This is a genomic window from Microcella alkalica (assembly GCF_014137945.1).
GTDB classification, from domain to species: domain Bacteria; phylum Actinomycetota; class Actinomycetes; order Actinomycetales; family Microbacteriaceae; genus Microcella; species Microcella alkalica.
This window is the reverse complement of record NZ_JACGWX010000002.1, coordinates 381723-402063: the sequence shown is the minus strand read 5'-3', so window position 1 is coordinate 402063 and position 20341 is coordinate 381723. Positions and strand designations below refer to the sequence as shown.

Genomic DNA, 20341 nt, shown 5'->3' with positions numbered 1-20341 from the left:
CCGCTACCGCGCGCGCGGGTGAGCGAGCGCCCACGCCTCGCGCATCGCGTCGGCGGTGACGAGCGTGTAGATCTGCGTCGTGGCGACGCTCGCATGGCCGAGGAGCTCCTGCACCACGCGGACGTCCGCGCCGCCCTCGATGAGGTGCGTCGCGAACGAGTGGCGCAGGGTGTGCGGCGAGAGCTCGACGTCGAGGTGCACGCGCTCGGCCGCGGCGCGGATCACGAGCCACGCCGACTGCCGACTCAGCCGCGCCCCGCGCGCGCCGAGGAAGAGCGCCGGCGTCGCCGCCCCGCGCGGCGCGACGAGCGGACGCGCCCGCACGAGATAGGCGTCGAGAGCCTCCTGCGCATACCGGCCGAGCGGCACGATGCGCTGCTTGCGACCCTTGCCGAAGAGCCGCACGGCCGTGCCGACGCGCGCGGCGTCGCCGATCACGTCGTCGACGTTGAGGTCGATCGCCTCGCTCACACGGGCGCCCGTCGCGTACAGCAGCTCGAGCAGGGCGCGGTCGCGCAGCATGAGCGGGTCGTCGCCCGCGCACGCCTCGAGCAGCCGCTCGACGTCGGCGATCGAGATCGCCTTCGGCAGTCGCTTGGGCTGACGGGGCGGTTTCTGATCGACCGCGACGTCGGAGACGAGGATGCCCTCCTCGACGAGGAAGCGGTGCCACCCGCGCACGCTCGACAGCATGCGCGCGGCGCTCGACGCGCTCACGGGGGCCGGAGCCGCTCCGCTCTCGTCGAGGGGCCCGCTCGGGTCGCGCAGCTCGGTGACGAAGGCCGCGACGTCGGCGCTCGTGATGTCGGCGGGCTCCTCGCGCCCGAGCCCGCCGACGAAGGCGGCGTAGCGGAGCAGGTCGCGGCGGTACGCCGCCACGGTGTGCGGGCTGCGCCCGCGTTCGAGGGCGATGTGCCTCACATACGTCTCGATCGCGCGCACGAGCGCCGGAGGGGCATCCCCCGCGATCGCGGCACCCGGCGTCACGAGCGGGTGAGCCGGGCCTGCGCGGCGAGCACCGCGGCGATCATGATGCCGTTGCGGACGCGGCCGGCGAGCACCGCGTCGACCGCCTCGTCGAGCGGAACCCAGCGCAGGGTCATGTCGAGCTCCTCCGCCTCGCGGGCGAAGACCTCCTCGGTGGGCGAGAGGCCCGTCGCGAGGTAGACGGTGATGACCTCGTCCGAGCCGCCGGGGCTCGTGTGCAGGGTCAGCAGGGTCTCCCAGTTCTCGGCGACGAGGTCGACCTCCTCGGCGAGCTCGCGCTGGGCGGCGACGAGGGGGTCCTCCCCCTCGACGTCGAGCAGGCCCGCCGGCAGCTCCCAGTCGCGCGCCTGGATGGGGTGGCGGTACTGCTGGATGAGCAGCACGCGCCCGGCCTCGTCCATGACGAGCACGGCGACAGCACCCGGGTGCTCCATGAACTCGCGGACGAGCGTCACCTCGCCGTAGGCGAAGCGCTCGCGCCGGATATCCCACACCTTGCCGTCGAACGCGACGTCGGAGTCGAGCACCTCGACCGAGTGCGCCGCGTCGGCCAGGAGGTCGGCGGCCGTCTCGTCCGCGGCGCCGTGCACGCCCGCGGCCCCGGTCGCGCTCACGCCTCGGCCGCGGCCTCGTCGTCGAACAGCCGGCTCGCGAGCTGGCGCTCGATCGCGGCGCCGACGAGCCCGGCGAAGAGGGGGTGGGCGTTGTTGGGGCGCGAGCGCAGCTCCGGGTGGGCCTGCGTCGCGACGTAGTAGGGGTGCGCCTCGCGCGGCAGCTCGACGTACTCCACGAGGGTGCCGTCGGGGCTCGTGCCCGAGAACTGCAGGCCCGCCGCGGCGATCTGCTCGCGGTAGGCGTTGTTGACCTCGTAGCGGTGGCGGTGCCGCTCGTGCGAGACCTCGGCACCGTACACCTCGGCGACGATCGACCCGGGCGCGAGCCTCGCCTCGTAGAGGCCCAGGCGCATCGTGCCGCCGAGGTCGCCGCCGGCGATGATGTCGACCTGCTCGGCCATCGTCGCAATGACGGGGAACTCGGTCTCGGGGTCGAACTCGGTCGAGGATGCGCCCGGCAGGTCCACCTCGTTGCGCGCGTACTCGATGACCATGCACTGCAGCCCCAGGCACAGGCCGAGCGTGGGGATCTTGTTCTCGCGAGCGAACTTCAGCGCGCCGAGCTTGCCCTCGATGCCGCGCACGCCGAAGCCGCCCGGCACGCAGATGCCGTCGACGTCGCCGAGCATCTTCGCCGCACCCTCGGGAGTCTCGCACTCGTCGCTCGCGATCCAGCGCAGCACGACCTTCGCCTGGTGCGCGAACCCGCCGGCCCTGAGCGCCTCGGTGACGCTCAGGTACGCGTCTGGCAGGTCGATGTACTTGCCGACCAGGCCGATCGTCACCTCGCGCTTGGGCTCGTGCACCGCGGTGAGCAGCTCGCGCCAGCCGTCCCACTGCACCTCGCCCGCCTCGATGTCGAGCTGGTCGATGATGTACGCGTCGAGGCCCTGGCTGTGCAGCATGGAGGGGATGTCGTAGATCGACGACACGTCGACCGCGTTCACGACGCCCGCCTCCTCGACGTCGCACATGAGCGCGATCTTGCGACGGTTGGAGCTCGTGACGGGGCGGTCGGATCGCAGCACCAGGGCATCCGGCTGGATGCCGATGGAGCGCAAGGCCGCGACCGAGTGCTGCGTCGGCTTGGTCTTCTGCTCGCCGCTCGCGCCCATGAACGGCACGAGGCTCACGTGCACGAAGAACACGTTCTTGCGGCCGAGCTCGTGGCGCACCTGACGGGCCGACTCGATGAAGGGCTGCGACTCGATGTCGCCGACGGTGCCGCCGATCTCGGTGATGATGACGTCGGGCTGCGGGTCGTCCTGCGCCTGCAGGCGCATGCGGCGCTTGATCTCGTCGGTGATGTGCGGGATCACCTGCACGGTGTCGCCGAGGTACTCGCCGCGGCGCTCCTTCGCGATGACCTGCGAGTAGATCTGACCGGTCGTGACGTTCGCGGCCTGGCTGAGGTTGATGTCGAGGAAGCGCTCGTAGTGCCCGATGTCGAGGTCGGTCTCGGCGCCGTCGTCGGTCACGAAGACCTCGCCGTGCTGGAACGGGTTCATCGTTCCCGGATCGACGTTCAGATACGGGTCGAGCTTCTGCATGACGACGCGCAGACCGCGCGCGGTGAGCAGGTTGCCCAGGCTCGCGGCGGTGAGGCCCTTGCCGAGCGAGGAGACGACACCCCCGGTCACGAAGATGTGCTTCGTCGTCTTCGCGGTTCGGTCGGATGCAGGGCCCTGGTCGGAAGTGTTCGCCACGGGGTTCCATGCTATCCGAATCGTGACCGGCCGCACCTCGACGCGCGCACGCCGTGAGCGTACCGTCGAGGCATGAGCGCGAGAACTCCTCGGATGCCGTCGCTTTCCCGCCGTACGCGGGATGGCGTCGGTCGCGCGCTCGCCATCGCGGTCTCCGTCGTGCTCGTCGCGTCGGTGGGCGGATGCGCGACTCCGGGTGCGAAGCCCGAATCCGTCGCTCTCTCCGCGCAGCAGGGGTGGCCCGAGGCGAAGGCCCCCGGCCCGCCCCCGCTCATCGACACCTACCCGACGCCGCCCGTCGGCTGGCTCGCCCAGGAGGGCGACCGGTTCTGGCTCGTCACGTGGGGCAGCGGGTCGTGCGTCTTCGACGCGACCGAGGTCGAGGAGGTCGACGCGTTCACGGTCGCCGTGCGCTTCGAGCAGGCTCCCGCCGAGGGCTGCACCGACGACCTCTCGCCCCGCGCTCACGAGCTCGCCGTGCCCGACGGCCTCGTCGGTCAGCTCGAGACGGCCGAGGTCGTGCTCGTCGAGAACGCTTTCGCGCACGTCGGCGGCGAGGTGTCGCAGACGGAGTGGACGGTCGATCTCGTCGGCGGCTGGTTCCAGTCGATCGCCGAGTCGTTCGAGTCTGGGTTGGCATACGGTATGCCGATGCCTCCGCCGGCGTACGAGCAGTTCGCACCGCGGGTTCTCGCCCGCGGCCCCGGTGAGCCGGTCACGCTCGTGACCTACGGCAGCTCGAGCTGCCCGCTCCTGCCGATCGCCGCAGCGGTGGAGGGCGACGTGCTGGCGATCACCGTGCGCGAACGGCCCGCGGGTGCGTGCACGGCCGACATCGCGCCGACGACGAGCCGCCTGCCGCCGGTCGATGGGTTCGACCCTGACGTGATCGCGTCGGCGCGCGTGACGATCGAGCGCTCGGTCGGCGGCGGCGAGGTCGTCACGGTGCCGGTCGAGCGCCTGGACTGAGCGCAACCCCGACCCGACGCCTGCGGGCGCGCGGGGCGCTAAGCCCTGGCGCGCTCCTGAGCGACGTCGATGAGCTCGCGCGCGTGGGCGAGTCCGCTCTCGCTGTCGGGGAGCCCACTGAGCAGGCGCGCCATCTCGGCGATGCGCTCCTCCCCCTCGAGCTGCTGCACGCTCGACGCGGTCACCTCGCCGTCGTCGCCCTTGATCACCCGCAGGTGGTTCGTCGCGAACGCGGCGACCTGCGCGAGGTGGGTGACGACGATGACCTGCGCGGTCTCGGCGAGGCGCGCGAGCCGCCGGCCGATCTCGATCGCGCTCGCGCCGCCGACGCCCGCGTCGACCTCGTCGAAGATGAGCGTCGGCACGGGGTCGATTCCGGCGATGACGACCTCGAGGGCGAGCATGACGCGCGACAGCTCGCCGCCGCTCGCGCCCTTCGCGATCGGCCGGGGCTCGGCGCCCGCGTGGGGCCGCAGCAGGATGACGACGTCATCGCGACCGTGCCCGGCGAAGTCGTCGCGCGTCGTCACCTCGACCGTGAGGCGCGCGTTCGGCATCGCGAGCGCGGCGAGTTCGGCCGTGACGGCGTCGCCCAGTCGCTCGGCCGCCGCTCTCCGCAGCTCCGTGAGCCGTTCGGCGAGCGCGGTGAGCGCTGAGAGGTCGGCGTCGACGCTCGCGCGCAGGCGCTCGACCCGCAGGTCGTCCTGGTCGAGCTCGAGCAGTCGAGCCGAGCCCTGCTCGAGAGTGTCGATCACGTCGTCCAGGCTCGACCCGTGCTTGCGGACGAGTGCGGAGAGCTCGGCGCGGCGCTCCTGCACGACCTCGAGCTCGCGGCCGCCGTCGGTGTCGAGCGAGGCGAGGTAGCCGGAGAGCTGGACGGCGGTCTCGCCGAGCACGTAGCCGGCGTTGGCGATCGCCTCGACGATGGGCTCGAGCTGGGCGTCGTGTGCAGCGACCCGGTCGACGGCGCGACGCGCGGCCTCGACGAGGGTCACGGCATCGCGGCCGTCGTCGAGCGACTCGCTCGACAGCAGCTCGTGAGCCTGAGCCGCCGCGAGTCGGAGGTCTTCGACGTTCGCGAGCCGATCGGCGCGCGCGGCGAGCTCGTCGTCCTCCCCGCGCTGGGGCACCGCCGCCTCGATCTCGTCGAGAGCGAGACGCAGCTCCTCCGCCTCCCGCACGCGCGCCTCGCGGTGGGCGACGAGCGTGTCGAGGTCGGCGCGCGCCTCGAGCCAGCGCTCGTGCACCTCGCGGTAGTCGCCGAGCACCGTCTGCAGCTCGGCGCCCGCGAAGCGGTCGAGCGTGTCGCGCTGCGCCGCGGTCGAGCGCAGGCGCAGCTGATCGCTCTGGCCGTGGACGACGACGAGCTGCTCGCCGATCTCGGTGAGCACCCCGACGGGGGCGGAGCGGCCGCCGACCACCGCGCGGCTGCGGCCCTCGATCGAGAGCGAGCGGCTCAGGATCAGTTCATCGCCGTCGATGTCGCCTCCGGCATCCCGCACGCGCTCGGCGACGGCGCCATCGGGGTCGACGCGCCAGCGGCCCTCGATGAGTGCCTGGTCGCTGCCGAGGCGGACGGCGCCGGAGTCGGCGCGCGAGCCCAGAAGCAGCCCGAGAGCGGTGACGACCATCGTCTTTCCGGCGCCCGTCTCGCCCGTGAGCGCCGTGAAACCCGGCCCGAGCGGCAGCGTGGCCTCATCGATGACGCCGAGACTGCGGATGCTGATCTCGTCGATCACGCCCCCGCGCCTCCCCCCGCCGTGGCGCCCGGTCGCGGAAGCGCGATCGCTCCGGTCGCGGGAGCGGCGTCGGTCGGCGGATCGATCGGCCCGCGCCAACCGGTGACCGGCAGCGCGAACTTTCTCACGAGCCGGTCGGTGAACGGCCCCTGGTGCAGGCGCGCAAGGCGCACAGGGGTGGACGATCGGCGAGCGACGACGCGCGCGCCGATCGGCAGGTCGAAGGCGCGGCGCCCGTCGCACCACAGGATGCCGAGCCCGGGAGTTCGGTCGAGCAGTTCGACGGCGAGAGAGGAGTTGGGTCCGACGACGAGCGGGCGGGCGAAGAGCGCGTGCGCGCTGAGCGGCACGAGCAGCAGCGCGTCGAGGCTCGGCCACACGATCGGGCCGCCGGCCGAGAACGCGTAGGCGGTCGAGCCGGTCGGCGTGGCCATGACGACGCCGTCGCAGCCGAAGCTCGACAGGGGGCGGCCGTCGACCTCGACGACGACGTCGAGCATGCGCTCACGGCTCGCCTTCTCGACGGTCGCCTCGTTGAGGGCCCACGTCTCGTGGATGATCTCGTTGTCGAGCTTCACCCGCACCGAGAGCGTCATGCGCTCCTCGACGAGGTAGTCGCGATCGAGGGCCCGGCCGACGGCGGAGCCGAGGTCGTCGCGCTCGCTCTCGGCGAGGAAGCCGACGTGGCCGAGGTTGATGCCGAGGAGCGGAGCGCTGCCCCCGCGCACGAGCTCGGCCGCACGCAGGATGGTGCCGTCGCCGCCGAGCACGATCGCGAGCTCGATGTCGCCCACGCCGATCTCGCCCGCAGCGGGGTCGGTGCCGAGCACACGGAACTCGTGGCCGCCCGTCGCCCCCCGCAGATCGTTGAGCGCCTCGGGGTCGACAACGGGGACGACGCCTGCGTCACGCAGGAGCCCGCACACCGCGACAGCCGCGTCGAGCGTCTCGCGCCGCCCCGTATGGGCGACGACGAGGATGTGGCGAGCGGTCACGGGGAGCCTTCCTCACGGGTCGGGCGCCGCTCGCGCGATCGAAGCGACGCGGCTCCTCCATTCTGTCGGATGCTCCCCAGCGCCCGGCCGGAAGACGGCCAGATACTCGGAATTGCCGTTCGTCCCCGCGATCGGCGAGGAGCGGACGTCGCTCGCGAGCAGCCCGAGGTCGAACGCCGCCCACAGGACGCCCATGATCGCGTCCTCCCGCAGCGCCGACTCGTGCACGATGCCCTCGCGGATCCCCGTGCGACCCACCTCGAACTGCGGCTTCACGAGCAGGATGATCGGGCTTCCGGTGCCGACCGTCTCGACGATCGCGGGCAGGATGTGCGCGAGCGAGATGAAGCTCAGGTCGCCCACGACGAGCTCCGGACGCTCAGTGACCCCGCTCACCTCGGCGAGCCGCTCGGCAGTCAGATGCCGCGCATTCTCGCCCTCGACGACCACGACGCGGGGGTCGAGGGCGATGCTCGGAGCGAGCTGTCCGTGCCCGACGTCGAGCGCGATGACCTTCCGCGCGCCGCGCTCGAGCAGCACCTGGGTGAATCCGCCCGTGCTGGCGCCGAGGTCGAGGCAGAGCATCCTGGCCGGATCGATGCCGCTGGAGTCGAGCGCGGCGATGAGCTTGTGGGCCGCGCGGCTCACGTGGTGGTCCTCGCCCTCGACGACGATGACCGACGAGGCGATCACGGGATGCGCGGCCTTGACGACCGCGCCGCCGTCGACGCGGACGCGCCCCGACTCGATCGCGGCGCGGGCCGTGGCGCGGCTGCGAGCCAGTCCGCGCGCCACGAGCGCAGCATCGAGCCGCACGGGGGCACCGGGCGCGGCCGACTCGGGGTCGAACGGATCCGTCACGACGAGCTCAGACGCGGCGGTCAGGCGCCCGGCCGGTGGGCGTCGCCGTCGGTGCCGTCCAGGTGCGCGTACAGCTCGTCGGTCAGCTGCCGGAACGCCGTCGCCCGGTCGCCGAGCGGCTGGTCCTCGATGAGCGCGATGCGCGTGAGGAACGCGTCGTCGACCTGGGTCGCGTGCACGACGTGGGGCGTCGTGATCGGGCTGTCGCCGGTCGGAGTGAGATCGCCGTCGTCGCTCATGGCTCGAGACTACGCCTCAGCCGCCGGCGAGGGCGAGCAGCGCCGGATCGACGTCGACCCCGTAGATCTGCAGCCCGCTGCCGTGGATCGCGGCCGCGCCCGCCCGCAGCAGATCGAGGTCGTCGCGCCCGCGCGAGGCGACGCGCACGACGTTCTCGCGCATCATCACGACCGTCTCACCGACCTCGATCGTGCGCACGCCGTCGGAATCGGTCGTCTCGCGCACCTCCGGGTACGGCTCGAAGAGCCCGCGCAGGTCGTCGAGGATGTACGTCGGCCGCATCGTCGCGTTCGCCGCGAGCACCTGCTTCGCGCGATCGATGCCGGTGAGCACGAGCGCGGTGGCCATGCCGGCCCGGTTGCCTCCGAGGATGTCGGTGTCGAGGCGGTCGCCGACGACGAGGGCGCGGGATGCCCCGAACCGCTCGGCGGCGACGTCGAAGATCGCCTTCTCAGGCTTGCCCGCGAACACGGGCAGGCGTCCGACGGCGAGGTGCACGGCCGAGACGAGCGTGCCGTTGCCGGGCGCGATGCCGCGGGCGACGGGGATCGTCCAGTCGGTGTTGGTCGCGACCCACGGGATCCCGGTGTGCAGGGCGAAGCTCGCCTCCGCGAGGTGCTCCCATCCGACGTGCGGCGCGAAGCCCTGGATGACCGCGGCCGGGTCGTCCTCGGCCGATCGCGTCACCACGAACCCCGCGTTCTCGACCTCGCTCACGAGGCCGTCGCCCCCGACGACGAGGATGCGCGACCCTGGCTCGACGAGCGTCGCGAGCACGCGGACCGCGGCCTGCGGGCTCGTCACGACGTCCGGCGCCGTGACGTGCAGGCCCAGCTCGCGGAGGTGCTCGGCGACCGACTCGTCGGTGCGCGAGGCGTTGTTCGTGATGTAGCCGACCCGCAGCTGCTCGGCCGCACGATTGATCGACTCGACTGCGTGCGGGATGGCGCCGGGGCCGGTGTAGACGACGCCATCGAGGTCGAAGAGCAGGGCATCCCGGTCGGTCAGCGGCGTCGGGGCCGCCTTGCGGAACCTACCGAGCATCCTCGCCCTCCTCGACCTCGCCCGCCTCAGTGCGGTCGTCGTCCTCCTCGTGCGTCGCGTCGACGGCCTCGGCTGCTCGCTCCGCGACCCGCTCAACGGTGGGCTCGGGTGCCGGTTCACCCTCAAGCTCCTCGAGCTCCTCCTCGACGATCTCCATGATCTCGTCGACGTCGCCCTCGGCGTCGCCGATCGCCTGCGCGGCGACGTCGGCACGGGCGGCCCACGTCGCTGCCTCCTCATCGCGCCCGAGCTCGGCGAGCACCACCGCGTACGCGTCGAAGAGCGCCGGGCTGTAGCTGTAGGCGGTCATCGGGTCGAGCTGCGGGATCTCGAGCTCGGTGAGCGCGAGCTCGTTCTGACCGAGATCGAGGCGCGCGCCCGACATCGCGATCGCGAGCTCGACTCTGGTGGGGATGCTGAGCGTCGATCGGTCGACGGACCGCCCGAGCTCGAGACCCTTCTCGGGGCGGCCGAGGCCCCGCTCGCAGTCGACCATGAGCGGAAGCTGCTCGTTCGACCCGGAAAGCCGGCGATAGGTGCGCAGCTCGCGCAGCGCGAGCGCGAAATCGCCCGTTGCGTACGCCGTTATCGCGAGGGTTTCGCGCACGACCGCGACGCGGCCCGCCCGACGGCCCGCGGCGAGAGCGTGCTCGTGCGCGAGCGCCGCGTCCTCCTCGATGAGGGTCGCCGCCATCACGAGGTGCTGCGCGACGCGGTCGGCATTCTCCTTGCTGAGCGTCTTGAGCTCGAAGCGGGCGCTCTTGTCGAGCTCGCGCCCCGTGACGACCTCGGGGATGCTCGGGTCGATGTGACGAGGAGCCTCCTCCTCGTCCGTGCGGCGCGTCCGCACGCCCTCCTGGCGCGCCCCCGCGCTCCGAGCCGGACGGTCGCTGCGCTCGGGCCGCGCGCCCCGCGGCGCGTCATCGCGCCGCGGCCGGTCGTATCGCGGCGCATCGCCGTCGCGCTTCCAGGGGCGGTCCCCGCTCGGGGCGCCGTCCTTCTTCCAGGGACGATCCCCACTCGACGGGCCGTCCTTCTTCCACGGCCGGTCGCCTCGGGGTGCCTCTCCATCGCGGCGCGGACGATCGGAGCGATCCGGACGAGCCCCGCGCGGGGCCTCGTCATCGCGCTTCCACGGCTGGTCCCGACGCGGCGCCTCACCATCACGCTTCCACGGGCGATCTCCGCTCGAGGCGCCGTCCTTCTTCCACGGACGATCACTCCGAGGCGCGTCGCCGTCACGGCGGGGCCGATCGGTGCGATTCGGACGAGCACCACGCGGCGCCTCGCCATCGCGCTTCCACGGCTGGTCCCGACGCGGCGCCTCACCATCACGCTTCCACGGGCGATCTCCGCTCGAGGCGCCGTCCTTCTTCCACGGACGGTCACTGCGAGGCGCGTCGCCCTCCCGACGGGAACGCTCGGTGCGATCCGGACGAGCACCACGCGGCGCCTCGCCATCGCGCTTCCACGGGTGGTCGCGACGCGGGGCCTCGCCATCACGCTTCCACGGGCGATCTCCGCGGGGCGCGTCGCCCTCCCGAGGGGGGCGTGACGCGCCGGCACCCGAGCGAGCGCCGCCGCCCGAGCTGCCGGTGCCGGCCGCACCGCCGCGAGGTCCGCCCGTCGCACCGCTCCGGGGCGCGCCGCCGGCGCCGCCACGGCCGCTCCCGGTCGACGGCCGATCGTCTCGGCGGGGTCGATCGCGGTCGCGCTCGGGTCGATCGGGGCGCTCGGCCATGGTGACTCCTGTGGTGTTGTCTCGATGCGCGTCGGCACGACGCTGCGTTAACGCGAAATGGCCACCCAGTGATGGGTGGCCATTTCACAAAGAAGTCCGGCGGTGTCCTACTCTCCCACGAGGTCACCCTCGCAGTACCATCGGCGCAGAAGGTCTTAGCTTCCGGGTTCGGAATGTAACCGGGCGTTTCCCCTTCGCTATGGCCGCCGAAACACTATTGATTTATCAATCGTTTACGGACAGAACTCACTAGAAGTGTTTCTGTGCGCGATTCCCGACCGTCAATCAGGAACCACAAAGTGGACGCAAGCGCATACTCCCCCCACCACAAGGGTGGGGTGTTGTCAAGTCATCGGCTTATTAGTACAGGTCAGCTGCAAGGGTCTTTAGTCCCCTCTTCCACATCCTGCCTATCAACCCAGTAATCTGGCTGGGAGCCTCTCACCCCGAAGGGTATGGAAGTCTCATCTTGAGGCCGGCTTCCCGCTTAGATGCTTTCAGCGGTTATCCATCCCGAACGTAGCTAATCAGCGGTGCTCCTGGCGGAACAACTGACACACCAGAGGTTCGTCCAACCCGGTCCTCTCGTACTAGGGTCAGATCCTCTCAAACTTCCTACGCGCGCAGCGGATAGGGACCGAACTGTCTCACGACGTTCTAAACCCAGCTCGCGTACCGCTTTAATGGGCGAACAGCCCAACCCTTGGGACCTACTCCAGCCCCAGGATGCGACGAGCCGACATCGAGGTGCCAAACCATGCCGTCGATATGGACTCTTGGGCAAGATCAGCCTGTTATCCCCGAGGTACCTTTTATCCGTTGAGCGACAGCGCTTCCACAAGCCACTGCCGGATCACTAGTCCCGACTTTCGTCCCTGCTCGACCTGTCAGTCTCACAGTCAAGCTCCCTTGTGCACTTACACTCGACACCTGATTGCCAACCAGGTTGAGGGAACCTTTGGGCGCCTCCGTTACTTTTTGGGAGGCAACCGCCCCAGTTAAACTACCCACCAGGCACTGTCCCTGAACCGGATTACGGTTCTAAGTTAGACATCCAGAGTGACCAGAGTGGTATTTCAACAACGACTCCACCGACACTAGCGTGCCAGCTTCACAGTCTCCCACCTATCCTACACAAGCCACACCGAACACCAATACCAAGCTGTAGTAAAGGTCACGGGGTCTTTCCGTCCTGCTGCGCGTAACGAGCATCTTTACTCGTAGTGCAATTTCGCCGAGTTCGCGGTTGAGACAGCTGGGAAGTCGTTACGCCATTCGTGCAGGTCGGAACTTACCCGACAAGGAATTTCGCTACCTTAGGATGGTTATAGTTACCACCGCCGTTTACTGGGGCTTAAATTCGTAGCTTCGCTTGCGCTAACCACTCCTCTTAACCTTCCAGCACCGGGCAGGCGTCAGTCCGTATACATCGTCTTGCGACTTGGCACGGACCTGTGTTTTTAGTAAACAGTCGCTTCCCACTGGTCTCTGCGGCCTTCAACGCTCCAGGAGCCATGTTCCCTCGAAAGAGAACGTCCCTTCACGAATCCGGCCCCCCTTCTCCCGAAGTTACGGGGGCATTTTGCCGAGTTCCTTAACCACGATTCTCTCGATCTCCTTGGTATTCTCTACCTGACCACCTGAGTCGGTTTGGGGTACGGGTGACTAGAACCTCGCGTCGATGCTTTTCTCGGCAGCATAGGATCACTGATTTCCCCCGTGAGGGGTACGCATCGGATCTCAGGCTATGTGAGGAACGGATTTGCCTATCCCTCGCCCTACGTCCTTACACCGGGACTACCATCGCCCGGCTCAGCTACCTTCCTGCGTCACACCTGTTAATACGCTAGCCGCACCAGCATAGGGTCGTGTGCTAGCCCCAACGCCTCACCCCGAAGGGCTCAGTCAGAGGGATTCGGACACTTAGCATTACTGGATTGACTTGGGCGGTTCTTCGTCAGTACGGGAATATCAACCCGTTGTCCATCGACTACGCCTGTCGGCCTCGCCTTAGGTCCCGACTTACCCAGGGCGGATTAACCTGGCCCTGGAACCCTTGGTCTTTCGGAGGACGGGTTTCTCACCCGTCTTTCGCTACTCATGCCTGCATTCTCACTCGTGTGGCCTCCACGGCTGGTTCACACCGCCGCTTCACTGCCCACACGACGCTCTCCTACCGATCCGCACGGCTGGACCACGAAGGCCTACCTAATATGCGAATCCTACGACTTCGGTGGTGTGCTTGAGCCCCGTTACATTGTCGGCGCGGAATCACTTGACCAGTGAGCTATTACGCACTCTTTCAAGGGTGGCTGCTTCTAAGCCAACCTCCTGGTTGTCTGTGCAACTCCACATCCTTTCCCACTTAGCACACGCTTAGGGACCTTAGTCGGTAGTCTGGGTTGTTTCCCTCTCGACAATGAAGCTTATCCCCCACTGTCTCACTGCTGCGCTCTCACTTACCGGCATTCGGAGTTTGGCTGACGTCAGTAACCTTTTGGGGCCCATCGGCCATCCAGTAGCTCTACCTCCGGCAAGAAACACGCAACGCTGCACCTAAATGCATTTCGGAGAGAACCAGCTATCACGAAGTTTGATTGGCCTTTCACCCCTATCCACAGCTCATCCCCTCAGTTTTCAACCTAAGTGGGTTCGGTCCTCCACGACGTCTTACCGTCGCTTCAACCTGGCCATGGATAGATCACTTCGCTTCGGGTCTAGGACATGCGACTGAATCGCCCTATTCAGACTCGCTTTCGCTACGGCTACCCCACACGGGTTAACCTCGCCACATATCACTAACTCGCAGGCTCATTCTTCAAAAGGCACGCCGTCACCGCTGCTAGGGCGGCTCCGACGGATTGTAAGCAAACGGTTTCAGGTACTATTTCACTCCCCTCCCGGGGTACTTTTCACCTTTCCCTCACGGTACTTGTCCGCTATCGGTCATCTGGGAGTATTTAGGCTTATCAGGTGGTCCTGACAGATTCACACGGGATTTCTCGGGCCCCGTGCTACTTGGGATACTCTCCGGGCCATTACGACATTTCGACTACGGGGTTGGCACCCTCTATGACTGGCCTTTCAAGAACCATTCGTCTATATCGCGCTGTAACCCTTGGAGATCGGCAGATCCCCTGGAAAGTCCCACAACCCCGACCATGCAACACCTGCCGGCTATCACACATGATCGGTTTAGCCTCTTCCGCGTTCGCTCGCCACTACTGACGGAATCACTGTTGTTTTCTCTTCCTGTGGGTACTGAGATGTTTCACTTCCCCACGTTCCCTCTACCCGCCCTATATATTCAGGCGGGAGTCACTAGGTCGGCACGCCGCCCAGCGGGGTTTCCCCATTCGGACATCCTCGGATCACGGCTCGCTTATCAGCTCCCCGAGGCTTATCGCAGATTGCTACGTCCTTCTTCGGCTCCAGATGCCAAGGCATCCACCGTTTGCTCTTAGAAACTTGACTACATGAGTATGTTGAATCGATCGTGCGCCGAACAGCACCCTCGAGAGGATGCCTCGCTGCGCAGACCAATGATCTATCCAGATCTCTCGATCTGGTGATCTTCAGAAATCACCAACCCTGCGTGGTTTAACCCAGCACGAATCGATGTTTCTAAGATGCTCGCGTCCACTGTGTAGTTCTCAACGTACGGTCGGCACTCCCTGCCCTGACGCATCAGCGTCGCAGCTCGGAAGTCCGAGAAACCAGCTCCCCGCCCCCGCCACCTGGCAGCTTCGGCCCGTAAGCCCCACTGCCCGCGAGCGTTCGCGGTGCCCGGTCCCTCAGGACCCAACAGCGTGCATGTGCCAGGAGAACCGCCGACCGCCGTTCCAGACCCCTCAAGAGAGGTCGTACTGAGCAGACGATGAACGCCCGACACCCAAGTCAATGTTCCACCCATGAGCTCCCGCCGCAGAACGTACGCCTGCGATGCGGGTTCTGGCCGCAGCGAACCGAGGCTCGCGCAGCAGATGCTCCTTAGAAAGGAGGTGATCCAGCCGCACCTTCCGGTACGGCTACCTTGTTACGACTTAGTCCTAATCACCGATCCCACCTTCGACAGCTCCCTCCTTGCGGTTGGGCCACTGGCTTCGGGTGTTACCGACTTTCATGACTTGACGGGCGGTGTGTACAAGGCCCGGGAACGTATTCACCGTGGCGTTGCTGATCCACGATTACTAGCGACTCCAACTTCATGAGGTCGAGTTGCAGACCTCAATCCGAACTGAGACCGGCTTTTTGGGATTCGCTCCACCTTACGGTATCGCAGCCCTTTGTACCGGCCATTGTAGCATGCGTGAAGCCCAAGACATAAGGGGCATGATGATTTGACGTCATCCCCACCTTCCTCCGAGTTGACCCCGGCAGTCTCCCATGAGTTCCCACCATAACGTGCTGGCAACATAGGACGAGGGTTGCGCTCGTTGCGGGACTTAACCCAACATCTCACGACACGAGCTGACGACAACCATGCACCACCTGTATAGAGACCTTGCGGGGCGTACATTTCTGCACGTTTCCTCTATATGTCAAGCCTTGGTAAGGTTCTTCGCGTTGCATCGAATTAATCCGCATGCTCCGCCGCTTGTGCGGGCCCCCGTCAATTCCTTTGAGTTTTAGTCTTGCGACCGTACTCCCCAGGCGGGGAACTTAATGCGTTAGCTGCGACACAGAAACCGTGGAATGGTCCCTACATCTAGTTCCCAACGTTTACGGCGTGGACTACCAGGGTATCTAATCCTGTTCGCTCCCCACGCTTTCGCTCCTCAGCGTCAGTTACGGCCCAGAGATCTGCCTTCGCCATCGGTGTTCCTCCTGATATCTGCGCATTCCACCGCTACACCAGGAATTCCAATCTCCCCTACCGCACTCTAGTCTGCCCGTACCCACTGCAGGCGCGAGGTTGAGCCTCGCGTTTTCACAGCAGACGCGACAAACCGCCTACGAGCTCTTTACGCCCAATAATTCCGGACAACGCTTGCACCCTACGTATTACCGCGGCTGCTGGCACGTAGTTAGCCGGTGCTTTTTCTGCAGGTACCGTCACTTGCGCTTCTTCCCTGCTAAAAGAGGTTTACAACCCGAAGGCCGTCGTCCCTCACGCGGCGTTGCTGCATCAGGCTTGCGCCCATTGTGCAATATTCCCCACTGCTGCCTCCCGTAGGAGTCTGGGCCGTGTCTCAGTCCCAGTGTGGCCGGTCACCCTCTCAGGCCGGCTACCCGTCGTCGCCTTGGTGAGCCATTACCTCACCAACAAGCTGATAGGCCGCGAGTCCATCCTTGACCAAAATTCTTTCCAACTCCTAGCCATGCGGCTGAAGCTCGTATCCGGTATTAGACGTCGTTTCCAACGCTTATCCCAGAGTCAAGGGCAGGTTACTCACGTGTTACTCACCCGTTCGCCACTAATCCACCAGAGCAAGCTCCAGCTTCATCGTTCGACTTGCATGTGTTAAGCACGCCGCCAGCGTTCGTCCTGAGCCAGGATCAAACTCTCCGTAAATGTTTGATAGCCGAACGACCCGAAGGCCGAGCGACACATCTAGTTGCGACAACCGCCACCGAAGTGATGAGCTGCCGCGAGTTTGTCTGACTGAAGTTCGAATATCTACTGACATTCGTTTCAATCCAAAGGAATCTCAACCGGCCGACGATGTCGACCGACGAGGATAATTTGGCATTGACTTAGTGCACGCTGTTGAGTTCTCAAGGATCGGGCGCACCTGACCGCACGCCTCTCGGCGCTTGTTTCAGGGCAACTGTCCTAACTTATCCGGCCCGGTGTCGCGACGCAAGTCGGCGTCCGCGGTGAACCGCGGGCGACGGCGTCGGATCCTGCCTGGGCTGGACTCGCCATCCTACGCCCCGAACCGGCTCGCGACAAGTCGCGACGATCGGGAGGATGTGGTCTCCGCGTGAGGCGGGAGGCTCTTCGGCTCTCCTGCGCCTTTGGGGCGACGAGTTAGAAATGTACGCGGCGCGAGGCGCCCGAGCGAATCAGAGAGGCATCCCGGGCGTGTCGCGCCGGACGCGCGCGGGAGCTCGCCGGCGAGAGACCTCAGGCGCCGAGGATGCGCACTCCGGCAAGCGTCTTCTTGCCGCGTCGCAGCACCGCCACTCCCCCGGCGAGAGCGCGCCCCTCGAGCGTCTCCTCGTCGGAGGCGACCTTCTCGTTGTTGATCGTCACTCCGCCCTGCCCGATGGCGCGGCGAGCCTCGCTCAGGCTCGCGCACAGTCCCGTGGCGACGAGCGCCTGCGCGACGGTCTGGGTCGGCTCCGCGTCCGCGGTCGGGAGCTCGTCGAGCACCGCGGCGAGGGTCGGGGCGTCGAGGGCGTGCAGGTCGCCGCCGCCGAACAGCGCGGCCGTGGCATCCATCGCCGCCGCGACGGCCTCGGCGCCATGGACGAGACCGGTGACCTCGAGGGCGAGGCGGCGCTGCGCCTCGCGTCGGAATGGCTCGTCATCGACCTTCCGCGTGTACTCCTCGATCTCGGAGCGCGTCAGGAAGGTGAAGACCTTGAGCCGGTCGATCACATCGGCGTCGTCGGTGTTGAGCCAGAACTGGTACATCGCGTAGGGGCTCGTGAGCTCGGGATCGATCCAGATCGCGTTGCCCTCGCTCTTGCCGAACTTGCGGCCGTCGGCGTTCGTGACGAGCGGGGTGCCGATCGCGTGCACGGTCGCGCCCTCGGCCCGACGCACGAGATCGACGCCGCTCGTGAGGTTGCCCCACTGGTCGCTGCCGCCCGTCTGCAGCACGCAGCCGTAGTCAAGATGCAGGCGCCGGAAATCGAGGCCCTGCAGGATCTGGTAGCTGAACTCGGTGTAGCTGATGCCCTCGTCGCTGTTGAGGCGGGCGCTCACGGCATCCTTCTTCAGCATCGTGCCGACACGGTAGTGCTTGCCGATGTCGCGGAGGAACTCGATGGCGCTCATCGGTGCCGTCCAGTCCAGGTTGTTCACCAGGCGCGCGGCGCTGTCGCCCTCGAACGAGAGGAAGCGCGAGACCTGGGCCTGGAGGTACCCGACCCACTCGGCGACGACGGACTCGTCGTTGAGGGTGCGCTCCGCGGTGGGCTTCGGGTCGCCGATGAGCCCGGTGGACCCGCCGACGAGCCCGAGGGGCCGGTGGCCGGCCAGTTGAAGGCGTCGCATCAGCAGCAGCTGCACGAGGTTGCCGAGGTGCAGGCTCGGGGCCGTCGGATCGAAGCCGCAGTAGTACGTGATGGGCGGTCCGTCGAGCAGCGCGGTCAGCGCGTCCTCGTCGGTCGAGACGTGGACGAGTCCGCGCCAGACGATCTCGTCCCACAGCGTCTCGAACGTGTCGTCGTTGCGCGGCTCGGTCAGGGTCACGGTTGCGGCGGGCACGGCGCCAGCGTATCAACGCGAGCGGCGCCCCCCGGTCGACCGCTACCGGGAGCGAGGTGCTTGGTATCCACCCTGTGCGGTTGTGCTTTGCTTTATCAAGCCTGCAGGGTTGCTCGGTAGCGATAACCCCCCTAGACTTGATGCGAGCAGCATTCGCGAGAGGAGCAGCCATGTTCGTCATCATCGCCGACCAGATCGACAGCCGCCACGACGACGACCGCGTCGCCGGAGCGCTCGCCGACATCGAGCGCGAGCACGGCGAGGCTCTCGCCCTCCCGCCCGAGCGGACGGCGGGCGACGAGCTGCAGCTCATCACGGCGAGCGCCGAGACCGCCCTCGAGATCGCCCTGCACCTGCTGCGCGACGAGCACTGGCGCGTCGGCATCGGCCTCGGCGCGGTGCGGACTCCCCTGCCCGACAGCGTGCGCGAGGCCCGCGGGCCCGCCTTCCTCGCGGCGCGCGCCGCCGTCGAGGCCGCCGACAGGCGCCCGACGCACTGCGCCGTGCGCGGCTCGTCCGGCGACGAGGACCGCGTCGCCGACCTGGGAGCGCTCGTCGACCTGCTCCTCACGCAGCGGGCACGATGGAGCGAGCAGGGCTGGGAGATGCACGACCTGCTCGAGGGCGGCGACACGCAGGCCGACGCCGCCGAGCGGATCGGCATCACCCCGCAGGCCGCGAGCAAGCGTGCTCGCGCCGCGGGGCTGAAGCTCGACGCGGAGGCGCGCGCCTCCCTCAGCCGACTGCTCGCCGACGCCGACCGCTCGCAGAGCGCGGTCGGCCCGACCTCGGAGGACACCGCCGCATGATCCTGGACCCCGTCGGGCTCTCGCTCGCGCTCGCCTGGTCGGGGCTCGTCGGGATCGTCTGGCTCGCCGTCGTACTCGCCGTGCTCGCGACGACCGAGTCGCAGCCGCGGCTCGTCGTCGTCGGCGTCGGCGTCGTGGTCGTGGGCGGGCTCGCCGTCGCGTCGGGGGCGAGCGACACCCTGCCGTCGAGCTCGACGCTGCTCGCGCAGCTCGGCATGGCGGCGCTCGGCATCGCCGGCGGCGGCCCGGTGGCGACGCTTGTGCTCGCCGCCGCCACGCGCGGCATCGGGGCGCCGGAGGGGTCGCACGGCGGCATTCTCGTCGGCGATGAGCCAGGCCGCGAGGTTCTGCGCGGCGGCACGACGATCGGGTTCCTCGAGAGGACGATCGTGGTCGCCGCGGTGCTCATCGGCCGATGGGAGCTCCTCGCCGCGCTCATCGCCATCAAGGGCCTGGGTCGATTCCGCGACCTCGACGCGGGCGCCGCGACCGAGCGCTTCATCATCGGCACTCTCGTGAGCCTGCTCTGGGCGGGCGCCTGCGCGGGGCTCATCGCACTCGCGTGATCTAGGCCGGAGGGCGGCGCCGGCGGGCGACCGCGGGCCGGTACACGGATACCGTGGGGTCGCCGTCGATCCAGAATCGCCAGGGATGTGCGTGGGCATCCCCGCCCGGACCGGCGACGCCCACGCGCGGACCGGTCGCGATGCGCTCGGCGGGCAGCGCCGGGCGCACCTCGAGCCGGAGACCGTCGAGATCGGCCCGGTCGAGCGGCAGAAGCGGCGAGCCCGAGTCAGCGAGGGAGACCCCGAGGGCGGACGCGAGCCGCGCCGGGCCGCGGGCGAGATCGCGATTCGGGATGGCGCGGCCCTCGCGGCCCGCGCTTCGGCGGGCGAGCGCGAGATCTGCGCCGTCGACGACCTCCCCCGCCCGGATGAGCAAGCCCGAGGCGACGCCGGGCCTGCCCGCGACGAGGTTGACGCACGTGTGCATGCCGTAAGTGACGTACGCGTAGACGTGCCCGGCTCCGAGGAACATCGGGCGCGTGCGCGGTGTCTCGCCGCGGAAGGCGTGCGACCCGGGGTCGTCACCGCCGCGGTAGGCCTCGACCTCGGTCAGGCGCACCGTCACGCCACGACCGTGAAGGAGCGAGCCGAGCAGGCGCGGCGCGACCTCGAGCGGGTCGCCCGCGAGGAGCGCGGCCGCCACGGGGTCGGGGGCGCGCCCGTCGGCGCTGCCGGAGTCGCTCATCGCC

General features: G+C 67.9%; 14 protein-coding genes and 3 rRNA genes. 3 read left to right on the top strand and 14 right to left on the bottom strand.

All coding sequences use genetic code 11. The features are described 5' to 3' along the window. Positions 1 to 3 precede the first annotated feature (3 nt). From FHX53_RS06335 to pyrG, 3 genes are read right to left on the bottom strand one after another with little or no spacing between them, the layout of a single operon-like run. Entirely contained in the window at positions 4 to 987 is a 984-nt protein-coding gene (locus tag FHX53_RS06335; protein ID WP_182490486.1) for a tyrosine recombinase, read from the bottom strand. Beyond that, complete coding sequence (locus tag FHX53_RS06330) at positions 984 to 1601, bottom strand: NUDIX domain-containing protein (RefSeq protein WP_343050873.1); 618 nt, start codon at positions 1599 to 1601, stop codon at positions 984 to 986. Before FHX53_RS06330 ends, FHX53_RS06335 begins: the two co-directional genes overlap by 4 nt. Next, positions 1598 to 3307, bottom strand: a complete 1710-nt coding sequence (gene pyrG, locus FHX53_RS06325) for a CTP synthase (RefSeq protein ID WP_182490485.1) — start codon at positions 3305 to 3307, stop codon at positions 1598 to 1600. The genes FHX53_RS06330 and pyrG overlap by 4 nt, the downstream gene beginning before the upstream one ends. A gap of 72 nt (positions 3308 to 3379) precedes the next feature. On the opposite strand from pyrG, the gene FHX53_RS06320 reads away from it, so the two are divergent. Continuing rightward, positions 3380 to 4276, top strand: a complete 897-nt coding sequence (locus FHX53_RS06320) for a hypothetical protein (RefSeq protein ID WP_182490484.1) — start codon at positions 3380 to 3382, stop codon at positions 4274 to 4276. Positions 4277 to 4314: 38 nt separating this feature from the next. On the opposite strand, the gene recN is transcribed toward FHX53_RS06320, so the two are convergent. From recN to tyrS, 10 genes are all read right to left on the bottom strand, one after another. Continuing rightward, positions 4315 to 6015, bottom strand: coding sequence for a DNA repair protein RecN (gene recN / locus FHX53_RS06315; protein ID WP_182490483.1), 1701 nt, complete (start codon positions 6013 to 6015; stop codon positions 4315 to 4317). Further along, on the bottom strand, positions 6012 to 7010 hold the full coding sequence (locus FHX53_RS06310; protein WP_182490482.1) for an NAD kinase: 999 nt from the start codon (positions 7008 to 7010) through the stop codon (positions 6012 to 6014). The genes recN and FHX53_RS06310 overlap by 4 nt, the downstream gene beginning before the upstream one ends. Before the next feature lie 12 nt (positions 7011 to 7022). Further along, complete coding sequence (locus FHX53_RS06305; protein WP_182490481.1) at positions 7023 to 7871, bottom strand: SAM-dependent methyltransferase; 849 nt, start codon at positions 7869 to 7871, stop codon at positions 7023 to 7025. A gap of 20 nt (positions 7872 to 7891) precedes the next feature. Further along, the gene (locus tag FHX53_RS06300; RefSeq protein WP_182490620.1) at positions 7892 to 8110 is read right to left on the bottom strand and encodes a hypothetical protein; all 219 of its coding nucleotides are present in this window, start codon (positions 8108 to 8110) and stop codon (positions 7892 to 7894) included. Between the two features lie 16 nt (positions 8111 to 8126). Then, positions 8127 to 9155 (bottom strand): HAD-IIA family hydrolase, encoded by a 1029-nt coding sequence (locus tag FHX53_RS06295; RefSeq protein ID WP_182490480.1) that lies wholly within the window; start codon positions 9153 to 9155, stop codon positions 8127 to 8129. Further along, positions 9145 to 10005: a hypothetical protein gene (locus FHX53_RS06290; protein WP_182490479.1), complete on the bottom strand. Its 861-nt coding sequence runs from the start codon at positions 10003 to 10005 to the stop codon at positions 9145 to 9147. The genes FHX53_RS06295 and FHX53_RS06290 overlap by 11 nt, the downstream gene beginning before the upstream one ends. A 985-nt stretch (positions 10006 to 10990) precedes the next feature. Then, positions 10991 to 11107 (bottom strand): 5S ribosomal RNA (rrf, locus tag FHX53_RS06285). Between the two features lie 129 nt (positions 11108 to 11236). Continuing rightward, a 23S ribosomal RNA gene (locus FHX53_RS06280) occupies positions 11237 to 14370 on the bottom strand. A gap of 520 nt (positions 14371 to 14890) precedes the next feature. Then, positions 14891 to 16411 (bottom strand): 16S ribosomal RNA (locus FHX53_RS06275). Together the 16S, 23S and 5S rRNA genes form the textbook arrangement of a ribosomal RNA operon. A gap of 555 nt (positions 16412 to 16966) precedes the next feature. Next, positions 16967 to 18277 (bottom strand): tyrosine--tRNA ligase, encoded by a 1311-nt coding sequence (gene tyrS, locus FHX53_RS06270; RefSeq protein WP_343050870.1) that lies wholly within the window; start codon positions 18275 to 18277, stop codon positions 16967 to 16969. 170 nt (positions 18278 to 18447) lie between these two features. Between tyrS and FHX53_RS06265 the strand changes: the two genes are divergently transcribed. Together FHX53_RS06265 and FHX53_RS06260 are read left to right on the top strand one after the other, a co-directional pair. Continuing rightward, positions 18448 to 19086, top strand: coding sequence for a SatD family protein (locus FHX53_RS06265; protein WP_182490478.1), 639 nt, complete (start codon positions 18448 to 18450; stop codon positions 19084 to 19086). Further along, the gene (locus FHX53_RS06260) at positions 19083 to 19652 is read left to right on the top strand and encodes a hypothetical protein (protein WP_182490477.1); all 570 of its coding nucleotides are present in this window, start codon (positions 19083 to 19085) and stop codon (positions 19650 to 19652) included. Before FHX53_RS06265 ends, FHX53_RS06260 begins: the two co-directional genes overlap by 4 nt. 1 nt (position 19653) lies before the next feature. Here FHX53_RS06260 and FHX53_RS06255 read toward each other — a convergent pair whose 3' ends face one another. After that, positions 19654 to 20337, bottom strand: coding sequence for a DNA-3-methyladenine glycosylase (locus FHX53_RS06255; RefSeq protein ID WP_182490476.1), 684 nt, complete (start codon positions 20335 to 20337; stop codon positions 19654 to 19656). Positions 20338 to 20341: the final 4 nt, after the last annotated feature.